At 67.4% G+C, this 23,079-nt stretch carries 21 protein-coding genes; 15 read left to right on the top strand and 6 right to left on the bottom strand.

Annotation, left to right across the window (positions count from 1 at the left end):
• The first annotated feature begins 9 nt into the window (after positions 1–9).
• The 4 genes from tsaB to KXS11_RS01240 are packed head-to-tail and all read left to right on the top strand — an operon-like array spanning position 10 to position 2,919.
• Positions 10–639, top strand: a complete 630-nt coding sequence (tsaB, locus tag KXS11_RS01225) for a tRNA (adenosine(37)-N6)-threonylcarbamoyltransferase complex dimerization subunit type 1 TsaB (protein ID WP_437383631.1) — start codon at positions 10–12, stop codon at positions 637–639.
• Positions 636–1,199 carry a ribosomal protein S18-alanine N-acetyltransferase gene (gene rimI / locus KXS11_RS01230; RefSeq protein ID WP_437383632.1) on the top strand — a complete coding sequence of 188 codons (564 nt, stop codon included), beginning with the start codon at positions 636–638 and terminating at the stop codon, positions 1,197–1,199. The genes tsaB and rimI overlap by 4 nt, the downstream gene beginning before the upstream one ends.
• Positions 1,196–2,254, top strand: a complete 1,059-nt coding sequence (tsaD, locus tag KXS11_RS01235; RefSeq protein ID WP_437383633.1) for a tRNA (adenosine(37)-N6)-threonylcarbamoyltransferase complex transferase subunit TsaD — start codon at positions 1,196–1,198, stop codon at positions 2,252–2,254. The genes rimI and tsaD overlap by 4 nt, the downstream gene beginning before the upstream one ends.
• A gap of 59 nt (positions 2,255–2,313) precedes the next feature.
• Complete coding sequence (locus KXS11_RS01240) at positions 2,314–2,919, top strand: DUF4190 domain-containing protein (protein ID WP_437383634.1); 606 nt, start codon at positions 2,314–2,316, stop codon at positions 2,917–2,919.
• On the opposite strand, the gene KXS11_RS01245 is transcribed toward KXS11_RS01240, so the two are convergent.
• Positions 2,916–4,133 carry a class I SAM-dependent methyltransferase gene (locus KXS11_RS01245; protein ID WP_437383635.1) on the bottom strand — a complete coding sequence of 406 codons (1,218 nt, stop codon included), beginning with the start codon at positions 4,131–4,133 and terminating at the stop codon, positions 2,916–2,918. The two genes, KXS11_RS01240 and KXS11_RS01245, sit on opposite strands and share 4 nt — an antisense overlap.
• Before the next feature lie 157 nt (positions 4,134–4,290).
• Between KXS11_RS01245 and groES the strand changes: the two genes are divergently transcribed.
• The 3 genes from groES to KXS11_RS01260 all read left to right on the top strand — a co-directional run bounded on the left by groES (position 4,291) and on the right by KXS11_RS01260 (position 7,180).
• Positions 4,291–4,587, top strand: a complete 297-nt coding sequence (gene groES, locus KXS11_RS01250) for a co-chaperone GroES (RefSeq protein WP_066041091.1) — start codon at positions 4,291–4,293, stop codon at positions 4,585–4,587.
• Positions 4,588–4,810: 223 nt separating this feature from the next.
• Entirely contained in the window at positions 4,811–5,704 is an 894-nt protein-coding gene (gene rarD / locus KXS11_RS01255) for an EamA family transporter RarD (RefSeq protein WP_437384119.1), read from the top strand.
• A 198-nt stretch (positions 5,705–5,902) separates the two neighbouring features.
• A complete protein-coding gene (locus tag KXS11_RS01260; RefSeq protein WP_437383636.1) occupies positions 5,903–7,180 on the top strand; it encodes an ABC transporter substrate-binding protein in 1,278 nt (425 codons plus the stop codon).
• A gap of 790 nt (positions 7,181–7,970) precedes the next feature.
• Here the strand turns inward: KXS11_RS01260 and KXS11_RS01265 are convergent.
• The 4 genes from KXS11_RS01265 to KXS11_RS01280 are packed head-to-tail and all read right to left on the bottom strand — an operon-like array spanning position 7,971 to position 11,952.
• Positions 7,971–8,747, bottom strand: a complete 777-nt coding sequence (locus KXS11_RS01265; RefSeq protein WP_437383637.1) for an ABC transporter ATP-binding protein — start codon at positions 8,745–8,747, stop codon at positions 7,971–7,973.
• Positions 8,744–9,715, bottom strand: a complete 972-nt coding sequence (locus KXS11_RS01270) for an ABC transporter ATP-binding protein (protein ID WP_437383638.1) — start codon at positions 9,713–9,715, stop codon at positions 8,744–8,746. Before KXS11_RS01270 ends, KXS11_RS01265 begins: the two co-directional genes overlap by 4 nt.
• Positions 9,705–10,685, bottom strand: a complete 981-nt coding sequence (locus KXS11_RS01275; RefSeq protein WP_437383639.1) for a branched-chain amino acid ABC transporter permease — start codon at positions 10,683–10,685, stop codon at positions 9,705–9,707. Before KXS11_RS01275 ends, KXS11_RS01270 begins: the two co-directional genes overlap by 11 nt.
• Before the next feature lie 10 nt (positions 10,686–10,695).
• Entirely contained in the window at positions 10,696–11,952 is a 1,257-nt protein-coding gene (locus KXS11_RS01280) for an ABC transporter permease subunit (protein WP_437384120.1), read from the bottom strand.
• A 277-nt stretch (positions 11,953–12,229) separates the two neighbouring features.
• Between KXS11_RS01280 and guaB the strand changes: the two genes are divergently transcribed.
• From guaB to guaA, 8 genes are all read left to right on the top strand, one after another.
• Positions 12,230–13,732: an IMP dehydrogenase gene (gene guaB, locus KXS11_RS01285; RefSeq protein WP_437383640.1), complete on the top strand. Its 1,503-nt coding sequence runs from the start codon at positions 12,230–12,232 to the stop codon at positions 13,730–13,732.
• A 90-nt stretch (positions 13,733–13,822) separates the two neighbouring features.
• Positions 13,823–14,941 (top strand): GuaB3 family IMP dehydrogenase-related protein, encoded by a 1,119-nt coding sequence (locus tag KXS11_RS01290; RefSeq protein WP_437384121.1) that lies wholly within the window; start codon positions 13,823–13,825, stop codon positions 14,939–14,941.
• Positions 14,942–15,135: 194 nt separating this feature from the next.
• Positions 15,136–16,869 carry a glycerol-3-phosphate dehydrogenase/oxidase gene (locus KXS11_RS01295; protein ID WP_437383641.1) on the top strand — a complete coding sequence of 578 codons (1,734 nt, stop codon included), beginning with the start codon at positions 15,136–15,138 and terminating at the stop codon, positions 16,867–16,869.
• A gap of 112 nt (positions 16,870–16,981) precedes the next feature.
• On the top strand, positions 16,982–17,509 hold the full coding sequence (locus KXS11_RS01300) for a cation:proton antiporter regulatory subunit (RefSeq protein ID WP_437383642.1): 528 nt from the start codon (positions 16,982–16,984) through the stop codon (positions 17,507–17,509).
• 2 nt (positions 17,510–17,511) lie between these two features.
• The gene (locus KXS11_RS01305) at positions 17,512–18,891 is read left to right on the top strand and encodes a cation:proton antiporter (RefSeq protein WP_437383643.1); all 1,380 of its coding nucleotides are present in this window, start codon (positions 17,512–17,514) and stop codon (positions 18,889–18,891) included.
• A 64-nt stretch (positions 18,892–18,955) separates the two neighbouring features.
• A complete protein-coding gene (locus KXS11_RS01310) occupies positions 18,956–19,732 on the top strand; it encodes an SURF1 family cytochrome oxidase biogenesis protein (RefSeq protein WP_437384122.1) in 777 nt (258 codons plus the stop codon).
• Between the two features lie 37 nt (positions 19,733–19,769).
• Complete coding sequence (locus tag KXS11_RS01315) at positions 19,770–20,213, top strand: DUF3817 domain-containing protein (protein ID WP_437383644.1); 444 nt, start codon at positions 19,770–19,772, stop codon at positions 20,211–20,213.
• Positions 20,210–21,814 carry a glutamine-hydrolyzing GMP synthase gene (gene guaA, locus KXS11_RS01320; RefSeq protein WP_437383645.1) on the top strand — a complete coding sequence of 535 codons (1,605 nt, stop codon included), beginning with the start codon at positions 20,210–20,212 and terminating at the stop codon, positions 21,812–21,814. The genes KXS11_RS01315 and guaA overlap by 4 nt, the downstream gene beginning before the upstream one ends.
• Positions 21,815–22,063: 249 nt before the next feature.
• Here guaA and KXS11_RS01325 read toward each other — a convergent pair whose 3' ends face one another.
• The gene (locus KXS11_RS01325; RefSeq protein WP_437383646.1) at positions 22,064–22,918 is read right to left on the bottom strand and encodes a Bax inhibitor-1/YccA family protein; all 855 of its coding nucleotides are present in this window, start codon (positions 22,916–22,918) and stop codon (positions 22,064–22,066) included.
• Positions 22,919–23,079 lie beyond the last annotated feature (161 nt).

Raw genomic sequence — 23,079 nt, forward strand, 5'->3', positions numbered from 1 at the left:
CTGGACGACGTGCTGTTGGCGATCGATACATCCGCCGGTTCGAGCGTCGCCGTCGTCACGACGAGTGGCGAGGTGCTCGCCGAGCGTTCCTCCGACGACTCGATGCGGCATGCCGAGGTCGTCGGCAGCCTCATCGTCGGCTGCCTCGACGACGCCGGCGTCACCGTCGGGGAGCTGACCGGGATCGTCGCCGGCATGGGCCCCGGCCCGTTCACCGGGCTGCGTATCGGGATCGCGGCGGCGCGCGCCTTCGCCATCGGTGCAGGGCTTCCGGTGCACGCCGTCGTGAGTCACGACGCGATCGCGCTCGACGCCTACGACACCGGGGCGGTCGCACCTGACGCCACGCTGCTCGTCGTCACCGATGCGCGTCGCCGGGAGCGCTACTGGACGAGCTACGACGGGCTGGACGCCGCCGGTCTCCCGTCGCGTTCGGGCGGCCCTGCGCTGTCGAAGCCCGACGACCTGCCGGAGCACGGCGGCGTCCGTCTCGACGCGACCGTCGTCCCCGGCGGCGCCCTCGGCCGGATCGCCGCGCTCCTGCTCGCCTCGGACGGCGAGTTCGCCGGCTCGGAACCGCTCTATCTCCGCTCACCGGACGTCACCCTCTCCGCGGGTGCCAAACGGGTCACGGCATGACCTGGCTGCTCCGCCGCGCCACGAGCGCGGACACCGATGCGATCATGGCCATGGAGCGCCGGGTGTTCGCAAGCGACGCTTGGTCGGCCGACATGATGCGCTCCGAACTCGACTCACCGCACGGCTACTACCTCGTCGCCACCGACGTCGATGACGATGGCGGCCTCGACGGGACGAAACTCGCGGGCTACGCGGGTCTCTTCGCACCCTCGCGTTCGGACGACGCCGACATCCAGACGATCGCGGTCGCCGAACATGCGAGAGGTCGAGGGCTCGGCCGGCTGCTCATGCAGTCGCTCATCGAGCGGGCCCGGCAACAGGACGCCAGACAGGTGTTCCTCGAGGTGCGAGCCGACAACCCCGTCGCCATCACGCTCTACCGCAGCCTCGGCTTCGAAGAGCTCGCCATCCGGCCCGGGTACTACCAGCCGGACGACGTCGACGCACTCGTCATGCGGCTCGTCGTCGTCCCGAACACCCCGTCGCTGGCCCACGGGCAGCCCCGCGACGCCCAGCCGCGCGAGTCCCAAGCCCTCACCGACCCCGGGAGCACCGCATGAACCGCGAGGAACCGCTCGTCCTCGGCATCGAGACGAGCTGCGACGAGACGGGCGTCGGCATCGTGCGCGGGCATCGACTGCTCGCCAACACGATCGCGTCCAGCATGGACGAGCATGCCCGATACGGCGGGGTCGTGCCGGAGGTCGCAGCACGTGCCCACCTCGAAGCGCTGGAGCCCACCATCACGACGGCACTCGCCGAAGCGGGCGTCCGGCTCGCCGACCTCGACGCGGTCGCCGTGACGAGTGGCCCCGGGCTCTCCGGCGCGCTCATGGTCGGCGTCGGCGCGGCGAAGGCGCTCGCGGTCTCGCTCGGCAAGCCCCTGTACGCCGTGAACCACCTCGTCGGCCACGTCGGCGCCGACGTCCTCGACTCGGAGGACGGCACGATCGAGTACCCGACGATCGCGCTCCTGGTCTCGGGCGGACACACCTCGCTCCTCCTCGTCCGCGACCTGGTCTCCGACGTCGAGCTGCTCGGCGAGACGATCGACGACGCTGCGGGAGAGGCCTTCGACAAGGTCGCCCGCGTGCTCGGGCTGCCCTACCCTGGCGGGCCACAGATCGACCGCGTTGCGGCCGACGGCGACCCGAAGGCCATCCGGTTCCCACGCGGCCTGAGCCTGCCGAAGGACATGGAGCGGCACCGCTACGACTTCTCGTTCTCCGGTCTGAAGACCGCTGTGGCGCGCTGGGTCGAGGCCAAACAGGACGCCGGTGAGGAGGTTCCGATCGCCGACGTGGCGGCGAGCTTCCGTGAGGCGGTCGTCGACGTGCTCGTCACGAAGGCGGTCAAGGCGTGCACCGAGCTGGGGGTGCCGCGGTTGCTGCTCGGGGGCGGTGTCATCGCGAACGCCCGATTGCGCCAGGTGGCGGCCGAACGCACGGCGGCCGCCGGTATCGAGCTGCGCATCCCGCCGCTGCAGCTCTGCACCGACAACGGTGCGATGATCGCTGCGCTCGCCGCACAGCTCATCTCGGCTGGGCGTGAACCCTCCACGCTGGACTTCGGCGCTGACTCGACGTTGCCGGTCACGGAGATCCAGGTCCACTGAGTCTGCCGGGGGGAGCGCATAGGATGGGCCGGTACCCGAGCACGAGCAGAGGAGCGGTCATGACCGATCAACAGCAGCCCGACGGACGACCGCCGTACCAGCAGCAGCCACAGCAGCCGCAGCAACCGCAGGCGCAGCCGGGTCAGGGGTGGGCCCCCTCCGGTCAGCCTCAACCGCAGGCGCATCCAGGCCAGGGACAACCGCAGGGCTTCCCACCACCTGCCGCGTGGCCGCCGGCTCCCGGTACACCCGCGCAGCAGCAGGCACCCGCAGCGGCATCGCCATCGTCGCCCCCGGCTGCGTGGCAGGGCGACCACGCCACCTACCTGCAGACCGTGCCGACGGCCGTGTACCAGGCTCCCAGTCAGGGCGGGTACGCCGCCTACCAGCCGCAGCACCAGGTGCCCGCACAAGCCGTCGGCACCGGACGCAGCACCTGGTCCCTCGTCACCGGCCTCGTCGGGCTCGTCGTGTCGATCTTCGTCGGCTGGGGCTTCCCGCTGTCGATCGTCGCGATCGTGGTGGGCTTCATCGCCAGACGACGCGAACCGCAGGGACGCGGACGCGCACTCACCGGCATCGTGACCGGGTTCGTCGGGCTTGCGTGCTCGCTCGGCTGGTTCGTCTACAGCATCGTCGTCATCATCGGGTACGTCTCGGCCTAGTCGCCGACCGGCGCATCCGCAGCGGTGCTCACACGCTCGACGAGGAGCGCGGCGTGCTTCCCCGCGACACGGGTGAGGATGATGGTCGCCGATCGCTCGCCCTTGAGGGCCAGACGCCTGCGGAACGCCGCAGGGTCGACGTCCACGCCGCGCTTCTTGATCTCCAGGACGCCGATGCCACGGTCGCGCATCGTGCGCTTCAGGCTCTTCTCATCCATCGGGAGCCGCTCGAGGACGCGGAACGTCGTGGCGAACGGTGAGGTCGTCGCCGAATCCGAGGTGAGGTAGGCGATTCCCTGCCCGAGCATGCCCGCCTCGAGCTGGACTGCGAGATCGCCGATGAGCCGTGCCCGGATGACGGACCCGTCCGGCTCGTGCACGTACTCGCCGAGTTCGCGGACGGGGGCGTCGTCGGCGTCCGAGGCTCCGTGCAGCTCATGGTGGACGCCGTCGGTGATCAGGAGCGCGGAGCGTCGGATGCCGGCACGGGCGAGCAGCCCGAACCACAACGTCATCTCGACCAGCTGGCCGTCGACCGACACCCACTGCGCCTCCGCGTCGTCGGGGATGAGGGAGCGGTCGAAACCCGGGCCGAGCTTCACCCCGGCCGGGAGTCGGGCGGCGGCGGCGAATACGGTGTCGAGCGACGGCGTGTAGTCTGCGGCGCTCGTGAGCCGGCTGGTGTCCGTGTGACCCGCGGTTCTGCGGGCGGGATCGAACCAGACTGCGTCGAAGTCGTCGAGGGCGATGTCCTCGGCGGCCTCGTTCCGAACGCTGGCGGTCGGGAACGGAGCGAGGTTGTAGCTCGCGATGGCCGCGGTCACCTCGTCGATGTCGACCGCGGTCACCTCGAGGTCGAGGGAGGCCATCGCCATCGAATCGGCGCCGATGCCGCTGCCGAGGTCGGCGATGCGCCGGAGGTCGGCCTGCGCGAAGCGACCGGCGTGGAGGGCGGCGACCGAGAGCCTGGTCGCCTGTTCGAGCCCTGCCTCGGTGAAGAGCATGCGGGCGGCGAACGGACCGAACTTACCCGCCGCCTTCTGACGGAGCCGTGACTGCGTGAGCACCGCCGCGACGAGCGCGGGGGAGTGGCCCTCGTTCCTCAGCCGGGTGACGAGGCGCACAGCCTCGTCCTTCGTGGGGTACGGCGGGAGGGAATCGAGCAGACGCAGGCCGTCGGCCGTGAGGAGCTCGACGAGTTCCGGACGGTCCATGGTCAGCGGGCCTTCGGCGGAGCACTGTGCATCCGGCAACGGTACCAGTCGTCATTGGCACTCGCGTTGCGTGAGTGCCAGAACATCCCTAGACTGGAATCAGCACTCTCGCAGTGTGAGTGCTAACAACGTCTTCGTTTCAAGAAAGAGGTCAACCGTGTCGGTCTCCATCAAGCCGCTCGAGGATCGCATCGTCATCAAGCAGGTCGAGGCAGAGCAGACCACCGCGTCCGGTCTGGTCATCCCCGACACCGCCAAGGAGAAGCCCCAGGAGGGCGAGGTCGTGGCTGTCGGCCCCGGTCGCATCGACGACAACGGCAACCGCGTCCCGCTCGACGTCGCCGTCGGCGACAAGGTGATCTACTCCAAGTACGGCGGCACCGAGGTCAAGTACGCCGGCGAGGACTTCCTGGTCCTCTCCGCGCGCGACGTCCTCGCCGTCGTCGTCCGCTAGTCACCAGCGCACGAACTCCGCGGCATCACGCCGCTCCACAGCCCGAATGGCATCCGCCATTCGGGCTGTGGCTGTTTCAGGAGGGTCGCGCGTCTCGCCGCGGGTCTAGCCTGGGGAGGTGCAGAACCCCAGCGATCCAGCAGAAGTCGACGTCGAACTCACCGCTGGAGCCGCCGACGCGCGCGCAGGCGTCTCCGCCCCGCGCCAAGGGAGCCGCGCCGGGCTGCTCTCCGCGGTCGCCGCCTACTGCCTGTGGGGCGCGCTCCCGCTGTACTTCATCGCGCTCGCACCGGCCGGTGCCTTCGAGGTCGTCGCCTGGCGCATCCTCTTCTCCCTCGTCTTCTGCGGCATCCTCATCCTCGTCACCCGCTCGTGGCGGCGACTGCTCGGGATCCTCCGGCAGCGGCGCATCGTGCTGACGATGGGGCTCGCCGGGGCCCTCATCTACGTCAACTGGCAGACCTACGTGTACGGGGCGTTGAACGGCCAGGTCGTCGAAGCCTCCCTCGGGTACTTCATCAACCCGATCGTGACGGTGTTCCTCGGCGTCTTCTTCCTGCGCGAGCGGCTTCGTCCGGCGCAGTGGGCAGCCGTCGTCGTCAGCGTCATCGCGGTCCTCGTGCTCGCGATCGGTCACGGGACGGTGCCGTGGATCGCCCTCATCCTCGCCTTCTCCTTCGGACTGTACGGCTACATCAAGAAGCTCGTCGGTGGTGCGGTCGATGCGGTGTCGGGCCTCACCCTCGAGACGGCCTGGCTCGCGCCGGTCGCTGTCGCCCAACTGATTGCCGTCGGCGTCACCGGCGGTCTCACCATCGGCACCGAGGGTCTCGGCCACACGCTGCTCCTCGTCGGAGCCGGCGTCATCACGGCCGTACCGCTGCTGTTGTTCGCCGCCGCGGCCCGTCGCCTGCCGCTCACCTGGATGGGCTTCATCCAGTACTTCGCACCCATCATCCAGTTCGTCGTCGGTGTCGCCGTGCTGCACGAGGCGATGCCTCCTGAGCGCTGGTTGGGCTTCGGTCTCGTGTGGGTTGCGCTCGCTATCCTCACGATCGACATGCTGATCGCGACAGCCCGGAGCCGCAGGGGCATCGCCGCCGCGAAACGGGCGTGAGCGGGTCCCACGCGGCGGATTTCGGCGTTGGTCGCGCGACCATCGCAGGAAAACGGCGATTTCGGCCGAAACGAGGTAACGATTTGGTCGTGTTACACGCTTGTAACGTCACGGTCATTGTCCAGCGCACCTGCAACGGATAACTTGTCACAACGGCAGCCCCTGGAGCTGCCACTCTTCTGACAAGCAAGGAGTACCATGAGCGTCTTTTCGAAGGCCACGACCGCTCGCTCCCGCCCTCGCTCCATCGTCCTCGGTGGAATCGCACTCCTCGGGGCCAGCGCGCTGGTTCTGAGCGGTTGTGCCTCCAGCGGCGGCGACAGCGGCGGCAGCAGCAGCAAGCCTGCTGGCGACCTGACCCTGAAGCTCGGCACCGCGTTGCCGCAGACCGGTAACCTCGCGTTCCTCGGCCCGCCCGAGGAAGCCGGCGTCGGTTTGGCGGTCAAGGAGGTCAACGACGCGAACCTCGGCATCAAGATCGACCTGACGCTCGGTGACTCCGGTGACTCCGACAACAAGGCGTATGCGACGGAGGTGCCGCGTCTCCTCTCCGAGGGGGTCACGGCCATCATCGGTGCCGCATCGTCCGGTGTGTCGAAGCTCTTCATCGACGAGGTCACGGGCGCTGGGGTCATCCAGTTCTCCCCGGCGAACACCTCGGCCGACTTCACGACGTGGGACGACAACGGTCTCTACTGGCGGACGGCGCCGTCCGACGTGCTCCAGGGTGAGGTGCTCGGGAACCTGATCGCTGAGGACGGCAACGCCACCCTCGGCATCATCTACCTGAACGACTCCTACGGTACGGGGCTCGCGAAGTTCACGAAGGAAGCGTTCGAGAGCGCCGGTGGCGAGGTCGTCGCCGAGCAGTCCTACAACACGGGTGACACGTCGTTCGACGCGCAGATCAGTGCGGTGAAGGCCGAGAACCCTGACGCGATCGCCCTGATCGCGTTCGAGGAGACGAAGACGATCGTCCCGGGTCTCGCCGGCTTCCCGAGTGACAAGCTGTACTTCGTCGACGGGAACCTCGCCGACTACAGTGCGGACTTCGCTCCTGGCACGCTGACCGGTGCGAAGGGTACCCTCCCGGGTCTCGACACCGCCAAGCTCGGTGACTTCACGGACCGCCTGCAGGCATACGTGAAGGATGAGGGCGGCGAGCCGCTGAAGGACTACAGCTACGCGGCTGAGTCGTACGACGCGGTCATCCTGCTGGCGCTCGCTGCGCTGCAGGCGGGCTCGACGGAGGGCGCCGACATGGCGGGCCAGCTCCAGTCGGTGTCCGGTGGCAAGGACAAGGGTGAGAAGGTGACCACCTTCGAAGAGGGTGCGAAGCTCATCGCCGAGGGCAAGAAGATCGACTACGACGGCAACTCCGGTCCGATCACCTTCGATGAGAACGGTGACCCGACCGAAGCCACCATCGGCATCTACCAGTACGACGAGAACAACAAGTACGCACGTATCAACTAGTCGCGACAGCGACGGACGAGGGGCCCCGGTCATTCCGGGGTCCCTCGTTTTCGTGGCTGCTGTGGTGTGCTGCCGGCGCGGTGCGCTGGACCGAGCGCTGTCCGTTGGCGCGAGCGCGGGCCTCCAGCGCACCGCGCTCGCGCGGCCACCACGATCACCGATCGTCAAGGTGTGTACCTCGGGCGGCCAGGGGCCCGCGATCTGCATTCCCCAGAGCAGCGCGGCCGAGTAATGACTGAACACGGCGTCCTTCCGGAGGGCGAGCGCCGCGGCCTCGATCCGAGCGCGGTATTGCCCGTCTCGAGACAGGGCGCTCCAGGTCGGTTGAGGTATGTAGATCCCCTTCCTCAGCCTGACGAGGTAGCCGTCGCGGTGCGCAGCGCGCACGAGTCGTTCGGCGCCGATGCGGCGAGCGTCGCGCACGAGCAGCAGTCCATTCGAGCGGACGAGCAGTTCGAGGTCGAAGGTCTCCATCGTGCCAGCCTGCGGGCGAGCGTTTGCGGCTCGGCGCGAGCGGGTCCAGATGTGGAGAACACGCGCACTCGAGCTTCCGTGGAGGACGCTGGCACCAACACACACCACATCGGGGGAGGAGACATGCACAACTCCTCCGTCCCCGTCTCAGGAGGCCGTCTTGGTGCGACGGTGCCCCTCAGGGGAGGGAGGAGTTGTGGTTCGTTGACCGGCCGGGAAACCGGTGGCTTCAAGAAGGCGTCTGGGTGCTACCGCTCAGACGACTTCTCCGAGGGTACCGAAGCACCGCGGCGGACGCGAGCAGGGATATCCCCGATCACTCCTCGTCCTGACCGAGCGTACCGAGGTACAGCCCGATGACCTTGTCGTCGTTCAGCAGCTCACGGCCCGTGCCGGTGTACGCGTCACGACCCTGGTCGAGCACGTAGCCCCGGTCGCAGATCTGCAGACAGCGCCGCGCGTTCTGCTCGACCATGATCGTCGTGACGCCCGCCTTGTTGATGTCGGACACGCGGATGAAGGCGTCGTCCTGGCGGACCGGTGAGAGACCTGCGGACGGCTCGTCGAGCAGCAGCACGTGCGGGTCCATCATGAGCGCACGCGACATCGCGACCATCTGGCGCTCGCCACCGGACAGCGAACCCGCCCGCTGCTTGAGACGCTTCCCCAGCTCACTGAAGATGCCCGTCACGAACTCCAGTCGTTCCGTGTACTCCTTCGGCTTCTGGAACAGCCCCATCTTGAGGTTGTCCTCGATGGTGAGGCTCGGGAACACGTTGTTCGTCTGCGGCACGAATCCGACGCCGCGACCGACGAGCTTGTTCGCCTTCAGACCGGTGATGTCCTCGCCGTTCAGCGTCACACTGCCGCTGCGCACCTTCACCTGCCCGAAGATCGCCTTCAGGAGCGTCGACTTCCCGGCCCCGTTCGGACCGATGATGCCGATCAGCTCACCTTTGCGTGCGGTGAGGTTGGCGCTGTTCAGGATGTTGACACCCGGGAGGTAGCCCGCGGTGAGATCGCTGACCTCGACGACCATCTCGGCGGTGCTGACGGCCGTGCCGCCGACGGGCGCACTCTGTGCATCGCTCATTTCTGCTCCTCCTCGGGTGCGGCACCGGCCGCGAGCCGTTCTTCCTGGATCTCGGCGAGCAGCTCTTCGGCTGCCGCGCTGTCCTCACCCGCGATGCGTCCCGTGACGACCCCGAGGTCGACGTCCTGGTGGCTGCCCAGGTAGGCGTCGATGACCGCCGGGTCCTCCATGACCGTGTCCGGCGGGCCCTCGGCGACCACACTGCCCTCGGCCATCACGACCACCCAGTCGGCGATGTGTCGGACCATCTGCATGTCGTGTTCGACGAAGAGCACGGTCATCCCCTCGTCCTTGAGCGCGAGGATGTGGTCGAGCAGCGACTGGGTGAGTGCCGGGTTGACGCCGGCCATCGGCTCGTCGAGCATGACGAGCTTCGGATCGCTCATGAGGGCTCGCGCCATCTCGAGCAGCTTCCGTTGACCACCGGACAGGCTCGCCGCATAGTCGTCCCGTTTCGTGTCGAGCTTGAAGCGTCGGAGGAGGTCCATCGCCTTGACCTCGAGATCCTCCTCCTGCTTGCGCCACAGGGGCTTCACGAGGCTGGAGAAGATGCCCTCACCGGTCTGACCGGTCGCGCCGAGCTTCATGTTCTCGAGCACGGTGAGCAGTCCGAGCGCCTTCGTCAACTGGAAGGTGCGGACCTGACCCATGCGCGCCACCTTGAAGGCCGGTACACCGCTGAGGTTCTTCCCGTTGAAGTTCCACGTGCCGGTGTTCGGCTTGTCGAAACCGGTGAGGAGGTTGAACAGGGTCGTCTTGCCTGCGCCGTTCGGACCGATGAGGGCGGTAATCGCGTTGCGGGGCACCTCGAGGTGCTCCACGTTCACCGCCTGGAGGCCACCGAAGGTGCGGGTGACCTTGTCGGCGACGAGGATCGGATCGACCTTCGCGACGCCGGGGACAATCTCGCCCACGTGCAGACCGGTGGTCTTCACGGGACGCGAGGTGGGTGAGCTGTTACTTGACAAAGGTCAGCTCCTTCTTGTTTCCGAGGATGCCTTGCGGCCTGAAGATGACGATCAGCATGAGCGCCACACCCACCAGCACGTAGCGGAGGGTGGAGGCCTGCGTCGAACTCATGAACGGCAGGACGTCTGCCTTCACGAGTGCCGGGAGGACGTTCGAGAGGAACGCCATGATCACCCAGAAGATCACCGAGCCGAGCAGCGGTCCGAAGACCGTCGCGGCCCCACCGAGCAGCAGGATCGTCCAGATGAAGAAGGTGAGGCTCGTGACGTAGACGCTGGGAACCACCGCGGAGGGGAGCGCCAGCACCACTCCACCGAGGGCTCCGAAGACACCACCGACGATGAGCGCCTGCATCTTGTACGCGAAGACGTTCTTGCCGAGTGCTCGGACCGCGTCCTCGTCCTCTCGGATGCCCTTGAGCACACGGCCCCAGGGGCTCCGCATGAGGAGGAACACGAGGAGGGCGGCGATCGCGAGGAGCAGGATGCCGAAGATGCGCACCCACCACTGGTTCGCGTTCAGCTCCCACGGGCCGAAGCCGTACGTTCCCGGCGGGATCGGGTTCGCGGCCCGGAAACCCTCGTGGTAGTTGCCGAGGCCGTCGGCGGAGTTCGTGTACTCGTCGAACACCTGCGTGGTGAAGAGGAGCCGGACGATCTCCGCGGCCGCGATGGTCACGATGGCGAGGTAGTCGGCGCGCAACCGGAGGGTCGGGATGCCGAGGATGAACGCGAAGACCACCGAGGCGAGACAGCCGACGATGATGCCGACCCACCACGGGAGCCCGAAGCTCAGGATCGAGATGGCGTAGCCGTAGGCACCGAGGGCCATGAAGCCCGCCATGCCGAAGTTGAGCAGGCCGCCGTAGCCGAAGTGCACGGCGAGGCCGAGAGCGGCGAGCGCGTACGCGATCGTCTCCGGGCTGATGACCCACGCGAGCGTGTTCGAGAGGATGCTTCCCCAGTCCATGCGCTTGCCCCTAACCGATTCTCTCGCGACGTCCGAGGATGCCCTGCGGTCTCACGAGGAGCACCGCGATGAGCACCACGAGGGCGCCGACGTACTTGATGTCAGACGGGATCCAGAGCGTCGAGACTTCGACGAGGATGCCGATGATGAGGGCACCGACCATGGCGCCGAAGGCGGTTCCGAGCCCGCCGAGGGTGATGGCCGCGAAGATCAGGAGCAGCAACTGCGCGCCCATGTCCCACTTGATGCCCGGGCGGAAGTATGCCCAGAGGATGCCGGAGAGGCCGGCGAGGGTCGCCGCGAGGATCCAGACGATGCGCACGACACGGTCGACATCGATGCCGCTCGCCGCTGCGAGGCTCGGATTGTCGGAGATCGCGCGGGTCGCCTTGCCGGTCTTCGTCTTGATGAGCCACCAGGCCACACCGAGGAGCACCACCACGCTCACCGCCATGCTGATCATGTCGGTGACGCTGAGCGACACCGAACCGAACAGCTTGATGTTCTCCTCACCGGATCCGGGGAGCTGGAAGGTCCCACCGCCGATGAAGTAGAGGAACACGTAGCGGAGCGCCAGCGACAGGCCGATCGAGACGATCATGACCTGCACGATGCCGACGCCCTTGCGTCTCAACGGTCTCCAGATACCGGCGTCGAGGGCGAAGCCGAAGGCTGCGCTCAGCGCCAGTGCGATGATGATGGCCAGCCAGATCGGCCATTGCAGGAAGACGCCGAAGACGAGTGCCATGATCGCGCCGAAGGTCACCATCTCGGCATGGGCGAAGTTGCTGAGGCCGGTGGTGCCGAACACGAGTGAGGCGCCGATCGCGGCGAGGGCGAGCATGAGGCCGAAGTTCAGCCCGTTGACGAGACGTTCGGCCAGTTGATCCCAGAAGCTCACCGTGACGCGGACCCCCTCACCGAGGAAGAAGTTCACGGACTTCGACTGGGTGAGGCCGAACTCGGCTTCGATCGTGTTGCCGCCCTCAGCGACGATCACGCCCTTGGGCAGTGTCTCCTCATCCAGGGTCACCTTGTAGGTGCCCTTCTCTGGGACGCCGATCTTCCACTTGCCGTCGGCACCGGTGTCGACGTCGGCCTTGTAGCCGTTGCCGTCCACGGTGATGTTGACGCCCTCAAGCGGTTTGTCGTCGTACTTCACGTTCCCGGCGAAGTAGAAGTCGTACTCCTCGCCCACCTCGTCGGCGTGCGCGGGGACCGCGCTCAGCACCGACGAAAGGGTGATTGCCCCGAACAACAGGGCGATGAGGAGCACGAATCTCCGTGCCAGTCTCGGGTCTCGGGTTGTTCCAGTGAACTTCACTGCACCTCCAGTGCCGGGCCACATCGTGGACCGTTCTCCTGCGTCGGACAACGCTGTTCGACGATAGAACCTGATTATTGCCTACATGTTTCGCCCATGCGTATTTCTCCGCACGGTTTTGTGGAGATCGTGGAATAGGGGTGCGCTCTGCTCCGTTACGATGGAGATACCGGCAGGGCCTGCGTTTCTCCGGTTGTTTTCGTGACACTGAGAGGGACACATGGACCAGCCTGATCCGTTCGGATTCGTAGGACTCACGTATGACGACGTGCTGTTGCTCCCCGGGCACACCGATGTCATCCCGAGCGAGGCAGAGACCGCCTCCCGCCTGACCAAGCGGATCACGCTGAACACGCCGCTGCTCTCCAGCGCGATGGACACCGTGACCGAGGCGCGCATGGCGATCGCCATGGCCCGTGAGGGCGGCATCGGCATCCTGCACCGCAACCTCTCCATCTCCGATCAGGCCGAGCAGGTCGACCGCGTCAAGCGCAGCGAATCGGGCATGATCACGAACCCGATCACGACGACGGCCGACGCCACCGTGGCCGAGGTCGACGCGCTCTGCGGGCAGTTCCGCATCTCGGGCCTGCCCGTGGTCAACGGCGAAGGTGTCCTCGTCGGCATCATCACCAACCGCGACATGCGGTTCGTCTCGCCGTTCGAGAAGGCGACCACCCGTGTGAGCGAGGTCATGACGAGTACCGGTCTCATCACGGCTCCCGTCGGCACCGACCGCAACGCGGTCATGGCGCTGCTCGCGCAGCACCGCATCGAGAAGCTCCCGCTGGTCGACGAGGCAGGCAAGCTCAAGGGCCTCATCACGGTCAAGGACTTCGACAAGAGCGAGAAGTACCCGCTCGCCACCAAGGACGACACCGGCCGCCTCCGGGTCGGCGCGGCGATCGGCTTCTTCGGCGACGCGTGGTCCCGTGCGGGTCAGCTGCTCGACGCCGGCGTCGACGTCATCGTCGTCGACACGGCGAACGGTGAGAGCGCTGGCGTCCTCGACATCATCCGCAAGCTGAAGGCCGACCCGGCGTTCGCCGGCGTCGACGTCATCGGCGGCAACGTCGCCACCCGATCGGGTGCACAGGCGCTCGTCGAGGCCGGGGCAGACGCGATCAAGGTCGGCGTCGGTCCCGGCTCCATCTGCACCACGCGCGTCGTCGCCGGTGTCGGTGTGCCGCAGGTCACCGCCGTCTACGAGGCTTCGCTCGCCGCTCGTGAGGCCGGTATCCCGGTCATCGCCGACGGCGGCCTGCAGTACTCGGGCGACATCGCGAAGGCGCTCGTCGCCGGTGCGGACACGGTCATGCTCGGTTCGCTCCTCGCGGGCACCGACGAGAGCCCCGGCGACCTCGTGTTCGTCGGCGGCAAGCAGTTCAAGGCCTACCGCGGCATGGGTTCGCTCGGCGCGATGCAGACTCGCGGCGAGAAGACCTCGTACTCGAAGGACCGCTACTTCCAGGCCGACGTTCCGAGTGACGACAAGCTCATCCCAGAGGGCATCGAGGGCCAGGTGCCCTACCGCGGCCCCGTCTCCGCCGTCTCGTACCAGCTCATCGGCGGGCTGCGGCAGTCGATGTTCTATGTCGGTGCCCGCAACATCGCCGAACTGAAGTCGAAGGGCAAGTTCGTGCGCATCACGGCCGCTGGCCTCAAGGAATCGCACCCGCACGACGTGCAGATCGTCGTCGAGGCGCCCAACTACCGCAAGTAGTCACCGAGCGAGCTCGCATCGACGGCCCGGCAGGCATCCGCCCGCCGGGCCGTCGATGCATGACGCGACCGGTAGGCTGGCTGGGTGAGCATGGATATTGAGATCGGTCGGTCAAAGCGCGCCAGGCGTGCGTTCGCCTTCGACGACATCGCCGTCGTCCCGTCGCGGAGGACCCGCGACCCCGAGGACGTCTCGGTCTCGTGGGCGATCGACGCCTACCAGTTCCAGATCCCCGTTCTTGCGGCCCCCATGGACTCGGTCGTCTCGCCGACGACGGCGATCATGATGGGTCAGCTGGGTGGCGTCGGCGTGCTCGACCTCGAGGGCCTCTGGACCCGCTACGAGGACCCGGAGCCGCTGCTCGCCGAGATCCGCTCATTGCCGGTCGGTCGCGCGACCGCCCGCATGCAGGAGATCTACGCGGCACCCATCAAACCGGAGCTCGTGACGGCACGCCTCGCGGAGATCCGCGCCGCCGGGGTGACCGTCGCCGGTGCGCTCTCCCCGCAGCGCACGCAGGAACTGTACGAGACCGTCGTGGCCGCCGGGGTCGACCTCTTCGTCATCCGCGGCACCACGGTCTCCGCCGAGCACGTCTCCAAGAACCAGGAGCCGCTCAACCTCAAGAAGTTCATCTACGAACTCGACGTCCCCGTCATCGTGGGCGGAGCTGCCACGTACACCGCTGCCCTGCACCTGATGCGGACCGGTGCAGCCGGTGTCCTCGTCGGCTTCGGCGGCGGCGCAGCGTCCACCACGCGTGCCTCGCTCGGCATCCACGCCCCGATGGCCACCGCGGTCGCCGACGTCGCCGGCGCTCGCCGTGACTACCTCGACGAGTCGGGCGGACGCTACGTCCACGTGATCGCCGATGGCGGACTCGGCACCTCCGGCGACATCGTCAAGGCGGTCGCCATGGGTGCAGACGCCGTCATGCTCGGGACCGCTCTCGCTCGCGCGACCGACGCTCCTGGTGGCGGCTGGCACTGGGGCGCCGAGGCGCACCACCCCCACCTGCCGCGCGGACGCCGGGTCGAGGTCGGCACCGTCGCGTCGCTCGAGGAGATCCTCTACGGTCCGTCTCCCGTCTCCGACGGCACGGCGAACCTCATCGGCGCGCTCCGCCGCTCGATGGCGACGACGGGATACTCCGACCTCAAGGAGTTCCAGCGTGTCGAGGTCGTCGTCGCTCCCTACCAGGGCAACTGACGTCTGGACCGAGGTCTGAGCGGGCACCCGAGGCTTCACTGGCGGATGCCACGCAGACTGTCGGAACGGACTCGATGACGCAAGGCGTTGTCGGCTCGGATTGTCCGGACTAGCCTCAGAACCAGAGCCTCGCAGACGAGTGCCTGCCGCGTGCAGGACGGCCGCGAGGGTGTTTCGGAGAGCGGAGTTCGACGATGGCAACCACACCCAACAGCGTCTCGCGGTCCACCAAGCTGGGGATGGAGGAGCGCGACGCCGCGATCGAAGCGCTCAAGTCGAAAGAACTCGACGTCCTCGTCGTCGGTGGCGGGATCGTCGGCACCGGAAGTGCCCTCGACGCGGTCACGCGCGGGTTGAGCACTGGGCTGCTGGAAGCACGTGACTGGGCGAGCGGCACCTCGAGTCGATCGTCGAAGCTGGTCCACGGCGGCATCCGTTACCTCGAGCAGTTGGACTTCCGGCTCGTCCGTGAGGCGCTCATCGAGCGTGGTCTGCTGCTGCAGCGCATCGCGCCGCACCTCGTGAAGCCGGTGCGCTTCCTCTATCCCCTCAACAAGCCGGTGTTCGAGCGGTTCTACATCGGCGCCGGCATGCTGCTGTACGACCTGTTCAGCTGGACGGGTGGTCGCCCGCCCGGTGTCCCGCACCACCGGCACCTCTCGAAGCGCCAGGTCCTGACGTCCATTCCGAGCCTCAAGTCCGACGCGTTCGTCGGCGGACTCACCTACTACGACGCGCAGGTCGATGACGCGAGGTACGTCGCCTCGCTCGCCCGGACGGCGTCCGCGTACGGCGCCCATGTCGCGAGCCGCATCCGGGTCGAGGGGTTCCTCAAAGTCGGCCAGCGGGTCGTCGGTGTGAAGGCCCACGACCTCGAGACGGACGAACGCTTCGAGATCCGCGCCAAGCAGGTCGTGAACGCGACCGGCGTCTGGACCGACGACACCCAGTCGATGGTGGGGGAGCGCGGGCAGTTCAAGGTCCGCGCTTCGAAGGGCATCCACCTCGTCGTGCCGCGAGACCGCTTCCAGTCCAACATGGGACTGCTGCTGCGCACCGAGAAGAGCGTGCTGTTCGTCATCCCGTGGGGTCGCCACTGGCTCATCGGCACGACCGACACCGACTGGCACCTCGACAAGGCGCACCCGGCGGCCACGGCCGCCGACATCGACTACCTGCTCGAACACGTGAACAAGATCCTCGCGGTCCCGCTCACTCGCGAGGACGTCGAGGGCGTCTACGCCGGCCTGCGACCGCTGCTCGCCGGCGAGTCGGAGCAGACCTCGAAGCTCTCCCGTGAGCACCTCGTCGCTCACTCGGTGCCCGGGCTCGTCGTCATCGCCGGTGGCAAGTGGACGACCTATCGCGTGATGGCGAAGGACGCGATCGACGCCGCCGTGGACGCCCTGGACGGCAAGATCCCGGCGAGTGCGACCGAGAACATCGCCCTGCTGGGAGCGGAGGGCTACCAGGCTGCATGGAACAAGCGCGGCAAGATCGCGCGGGCGTTCGGTGTGCACACCGCGCGCATCGAGCACCTGCTGAACCGCTACGGCGTCCTGACCGACGAGCTGCTCGACCTCATCAAAGAGGACCCGACGCTCGCCGAGGCCCTGCCCGGTGCCGACGACTACATCGCCGCCGAGGTCGTGTACGCGACATCGCACGAGGGTGCGTTGCACCTCGATGACGTCCTCGCCCGGCGCACGCGCATCTCGATCGAGGCCTGGGACCGCGGGGTCTCGGCTGCACCGGTGGCCGCGAGGCTCATGGGCGGCGTCCTCGGCTGGGATGAAGCGCGCATCGAGAAGGAGGTCTCCTACTACTTGAAGCGGGTCGCCGCCGAGCGTGCCTCGCAGGAGCAGCCGAACGACGAAGCGGCCGATCGCGTGCGGCTCGAGGCGCCCGACATCGTCCCGGGCGCCTGAGGGACCGGGGCTGATCGCCCGCAGCACAACGGGCGAGTGCGTGCCGGGCTGGACCGGACTCAGTGGCGGATAGAATGGGAGGACTGCCACAACAAGCCTGAGGAGTACAGCCATGGTGGATGTTCGGCGGGTCAAACTTCCCGGAGTCGGTGTGCTGCACACCTTCGTCACCGACGACGGCGGCAAGGTCGGTGTCATCGCGCACCGCTCCGGACACAGCGACCTCATCACCTTCGCCGACCACGAGGACGGGGCCGACGGCGGAAAGGTGTCGCTCCGGCTGAACGAGGACGAGGCGCACACACTCGCCGAACTCCTCGGCGGCACGCAGATCACCGAGTCGCTGAGCGCCCTCGACCAGATCCCCGGCCTCAGCATCGACTGGTTCACGGTCGACTACGAAGACCACATCGCCGGTCAGCCCCTCGGCAACCCGGCTGAGAAAGGCATGGTCGGGCTCACGGTCGTCGCCGTCGTCCGTGGCGAGTCCGCGAACCCGGCCCCCGCAGCCGACTTCCGAGTCTTCCCCGGCGACACGCTCGTCGTCGCAGGCAGCCCCGAGAAGGTCGCGAAGGCGTTCGCCTACTTCCGTTCCGGTGCCCTCAAGAAGGTCGCCGTCGACGCTCCGCCCGGAGGGTAGGCATGCTGCACGCCGCCGCGACCGAAAGCTCCCACCTCGGCCAGGATCTCATCATCCTCGGCGTCCTGTTCGTCATCGCCTACATCCTCGGCCGGCTCGGCAAACTCATCGGCCTGCCGTCCATCCCCGTCTACATGCTCGTGGGTCTGCTCGCGAGTCCGTACACCGGTTGGTTCCCACTCGATTTCGCGAGTGATCAGGTCGAGCTCATCGCCGTGTTCGGCCTCATCCTGCTGTTGTTCAACCTCGGGCTGGAGTTCGATCAGGACGAGTTCTTCAGCAATGCGGGCAAGCTCATCGTCTCCGGCGGTTCCTACATCCTCGTGAACATGGCGGCAGGGCTCGTGTTCGGGTTCCTCGTCGGCTGGGGAACCCGTGAGGCCCTCATCATCGCGGGCATCACGGCGACCTCGTCGAGTGCCATCGTCACGAAGCTGCTCATCGAGCTCAAACGACTGACCAACGACGAGACACCGATGATCCTCGGTGTGACCGTCGTCGAGGACATCTTCATCGCGATCTACCTCGCGATCGTCGGCGTCGTGCTGAGCGGCGAGACGGAGGTGTGGCCGGTCATCGGAAAGCTCGCGATCGCCTTCACCTTCATCCTGGTCATGTTCGCCATCGCCCGATTCGGAGGCCGGTTCGTCTCCCGGCTGTTCCGGACGAAAGACGACGAACTCTTCACGATCCTGTTCTTCGGCCTCGCCGTCGCGTTCGGCGGCATCGGCGAACTCCTCGGCGTGACCGATGCGATCGGGGCGTTCCTCATCGGCCTCGTGCTCGGTGCAACGCGATTCCGCAACAAGATCGAACAGATCGCCATCCCGCTGCGCGACGTCTTCGGTGCCTTCTTCTTCCTGAACTTCGGTCTCGCGCTCGACGCGACGAAGTTCGGGAGCGTGCTCGTGCCCGTGCTCCTCGCGGTGCTGATGACGGTGACGCTCAACGCGGTCGCCGGTCAGTTCGTCGCCTGGCTCAACGGGCTCGGCCCACAGGCCGGAATCAACGCCGCGGTCATCCTGCAGAATCGCGGCGAGTTCGCGCTCATCCTCGCGACGCTCTCGTTGAGCGCCGGCCTGAACCCGCTCATCCAGCCGTTCGCCGGACTCTACGTGCTCATCATGGCCGTCATGGGTCCGATCGTCGCCGGTCGATCCGAGCAGATCGGCGCGTTCGTGCTGCGCACGAAACGGGTGAAAGCAGTCGCGCCGGATCGGCCCGACCCCATGCGAGACGAAGAGATCGCGCTCGTCGAGAGCACCGACACCGACCCGGATGCTCCGTCGTCTGCGACCGAGCAGGCGGCCATCGACCGTCTGGTCGAGCAGGCGATGAACGACGAGGAACCACCAGCACGAAAGCGAGAGCCCGATTACTAGCACCGTCCCACAGACACCCGGCCACCAGACCCCTCGAGGTCCGCGTCCGACGCTCCGCTCCGTGATGCTGCGTCCTCGCTGGATCGGCGTGCTCGTCCTCGCGCTCGCCGTCGCAGGCGCCTTCGCTGCGCTGAGTCAGTGGCAGCTGGCCCGCGCGTTGGAGTCCGGGCAGGTCGTCGTCGGCGACACGGAGACGGTGCGCTCGCTCGACGGACTCGTCGAGCCGGGCGTCGGGTTGCGCGAGGCCGACGCAGGTCAGCGGGTCAGTATCTCGGGCTCATGGGCGCCGAAGGACTACATCGTCGTCGGCGAGCGCGTCAACGACGGCGTCCTGGGCTATTGGGTGACCGGTCACCTGACGACGGACCGTGGGGACGCGGCAGGGCTCGCGGTGGCGCTCGGGTGGACCGAGGACCGATCGGTGGCCGAGGCGGTGGCAGACGAACTCAATGCCCGCCAGCCTGACGGTCAGGTCGACCTCGTCGGCCGGTTGAACCCGCCGGAAGGTCCCGAGGATCCGCCCGCAGACGCCGCACCGACCGACCTCAACAACATGTCGGTCGCCGCGCTGCTCAACCGATGGAACGACGCCGACGGACTGCGCGTGTACACCGCGTTCCTCGTCGATGACGAGACGGCCGACGGCCTCGAGCCGATCTCCTCGCCCGCGCCGAGCCAGGAGATCCAGCTCAACTGGTTGAACATCTTCTACGCGGCCGAATGGGTCATCTTCGCCGTCTTCGCCGTGTTCCTCTGGTTCCGGCTCGCGAAGGACGCCTGGGAACGGGAGATCGAGGAGCTGGAAGAAGCCGAGGCGGAGGGAACCGTCGCCACCGCCTGATGTCCGGGCCCGCAGGACCGGCGGGTAGGATGGATCCATGCCCCTCCAGCCGAAACCCTCGACGTTTCCCGCGATCCGGAGCGCGCTGAAGTTCTACCAGGTCGCGGCTCCCATCACCGGTGTGCTGCTCCTGTCGCTCTGCGCCGAGATGCTGATGAAATACGCGTTCGGCCTCGAACTCGAACTCGGCGGCGCCTACGGATTCCTCGCCTTCGTTCCCTCTGGTACGGCCACGGCGATCAACCTGAGCACGGGCATCCTCATCATCCACGGCTGGTTCTACGTCGTGTACCTGTTCGCCGCGTTCCGGCTCTGGAGCCTCATGCGGTGGAACGTCCTGCGTCTGCTCTGGCTTGCGCTCGGCGGCATCATCCCCTTCCTGTCCTTCTTCTTCGAGAGCCGCATCCCGCGGGAAGTGAAGGGCTACCTCTCCGGTCGCGAAGCAGCGGCGACCGCCGAACCCGTGGAGTCCATGCAGTGAGCGAAACCACCCCATCCGTCGCCGCCGAGCAGACCGCAGCGCGGCCCGTGCTGGTCGTCGACTTCGGCGCGCAGTACGCGCAGCTGATCGCGCGGCGCGTCCGCGAGGCCGGCGTCTACTCCGAGATCGTGCCCCACACGGTCTCGGCGGCCGAGGTCGCCGCGAAGAACCCCGTCGGCATCGTCCTCTCGGGCGGCCCGTCGAGCGTCTACGAGCCGGGCGCCCCGTCGCTCGACAGCGGCATCCTCGAGCTCGGCGTCCCGACCCTCGGGATCTGCTACGGCTTCCAGGTCATGGCCACCCAGCTCGGCGGTGAGGTCGCGCACACCGGCCTCCGCGAGTACGGTGCGACCGACGCGACGAGCGTCGTCGACGCCCCCGGAACCCTGCTGCACGGCATCCCGAGCGAGCAGAACGTGTGGATGAGCCACGGAGACTCCGTCTCGAAGGCTCCGGCAGGCTTCGACGTCCTCGCCTCCACCGCCTCCACCCCGGTCGCCGCCTTCGCGAACGCCGAGCGCGGCCTGTACGGCGTGCAGTGGCACCCCGAGGTCAAGCACTCGGCGTACGGCCAGCAGGTGCTCGAGAACTTCCTGCACCGTGCCGCCGGGATCCCCGCGGATTGGAACAGCGGCAACGTCATCGCCGAGCAGGTCGAGCGCATCCGTGCGCAGGTCGGCGACGCGAAGGTCATCTGCGGGCTCTCCGGTGGTGTCGACTCCGCCGTCGCGGCAGCGATCGTGCACAAGGCCGTCGGCGACCAGCTGGTCTGCATCTTCGTCGACCACGGGCTGCTCCGAAAGGACGAGCGTCGCCAGGTCGAGGAGGACTTCGTCGGTTCGACGGGTGTCCGCCTCGTCACGGTCGACGCCCGCGAACAGTTCATGACGGCGCTCGCCGGCGTGAGCGACCCGGAGCAGAAGCGCAAGATCATCGGCCGCGAGTTCATCCGTTCGTTCGAGCAGGCCGAGGTCGAGCTCGTGAAGGAGGCCAAGGACGAGGGCGAGGCCATCCGCTTCCTCGTGCAGGGCACGCTGTACCCGGACGTCGTCGAGTCCGGCGGCGGCAGCGGCACCGCGAACATCAAGAGCCACCACAACGTGGGCGGCCTGCCGGAAGACCTGCAGTTCGAGCTCGTGGAGCCACTGCGCACCCTGTTCAAGGACGAGGTCCGCGCGATCGGTCGCGAGCTCGGTCTGCCCGAGGTCATCGTCGGCCGTCAGCCGTTCCCCGGCCCCGGCCTCGGCATCCGCATCGTCGGCGAGGTCACTGCTGAGCGTCTCGACCTGCTCCGCGACGCCGACGCGATCGTCCGCGAAGAGCTCACTGCGGCCGGCCTCGACCAGGAGATCTGGCAGTGCCCGGTCGTCCTGCTCGCCGACGTCCGCTCGGTGGGTGTCCAGGGCGACGGACGCACCTACGGCCACCCGATCGTGCTGCGTCCGGTGTCCTCCGAGGACGCCATGACGGCCGACTGGACCCGCTTGCCGTACGACGTGCTGGCGCGCATCAGCAACCGCATCACGAACGAGGTCAAGGACGTGAACCGTGTGGTCCTCGACGTCACGTCGAAGCCACCGGGGACCATCGAGTGGGAGTGATCCCACTCCGTCCCGAGCCAAGGCCGTCCCGTGAGGGGCGGCCTTCGCTGTTTCGGCCCTTCGACAGGCTCAGGGACCGGGGCGGGTGGCGCAGGGACCGGTGTCGGCGGCTCTCTGTGACCGGAGCGGTCGCTCAGCGATCAGTGCTGGCGCGCTGCGCGAGGTTCTGCAGACCGGCGACGGAGACGGCATGCCGGAACGACGGAAGGCCGCCCCGAGCGGGACGGCCTTCCGATGGAACCGGTGCGACTAGTTGCGCGAGATCGCGAGCATGCGGAGGATCTCGACGTAGATCCAGATGACGGTGACCATGATGCCGAAGGCTCCGGTCCAGCCGTACTTCTCGGGAGCGCGGTTCTGCACGCCCCGCTGGATGAAGTCGAAGTCGAGCACGAGCGAGTACGCGCCCATCAGCACCGCGAAGATGCCGATGACGATGCCCAGCGGGATGCCGAAGATCTGCGCGCCGTACAGGCCGAACGGGTTGTTGAGCACACCCGTGAACATGAGCACGAGGTTCAGCAGCTGGAAGACGCCGTAGCCGACGATGGCGATGAGGAAGACCTTCGTCATCTTCTTCGACGCGCGGACCTTGCCGCTGGCGAAGAGCGCGAGGGTCACGCCGACGACAGCGAGGGTCGCGAGCACGGCCTGCACGACGACACCGGACCAAGCCGGGTTCGCCTCGAAGACACGGGAGATGCCGCCGACGAAGAGTCCCTGGAAGACGGCGTAGCCGAGGATGAGCGCCGGCACCGGCTCCTTCTTGAAGGAGTTGACGAGGCCGAGGACGAGGCCTCCGACCATGCCGATGATCATCGGGAGGGCGTAGCCACCCGACTGCAGCAGCGAGGTCGTCCACACCCAGGAGATGACGGCGAACACGACGAGGACGGCGAACGAGCCGAGCGTCTTCGTGAGCGTGTTCTCGATCGTCATCCGACCGGTGGTACCCACACCCGCTGGAGCGGTGGGCTGGTTGTACATCGCGTGGAGCTGTTCGGCGGTGAGGGACGGGTTCGCCGCCTGCGCTGCCTGCAGCGTCCCGCCTCCCTGCTTCGCGAATGCCGGGTTCTTCGAGAACGCGGGATTGTCGAGGGCCATGGCTGATTCCTACTCTCAGTCGTGGAGGCTGTGTCGCGCCATGCGGCGCTGCTGGACCCAATCGTATCCGAGAACTCTTTGAATCCGCCGGGGAATGCCGGTGTTCGCCTCTGGCTGACAGGCGGAGCTCCGCGGAGCCTGGGACCGCCCGCTCTAGGCTG

The organism is Plantibacter flavus, assembly GCF_051487245.1.
Lineage (GTDB): Bacteria > Actinomycetota > Actinomycetes > Actinomycetales > Microbacteriaceae > Plantibacter > Plantibacter flavus_B.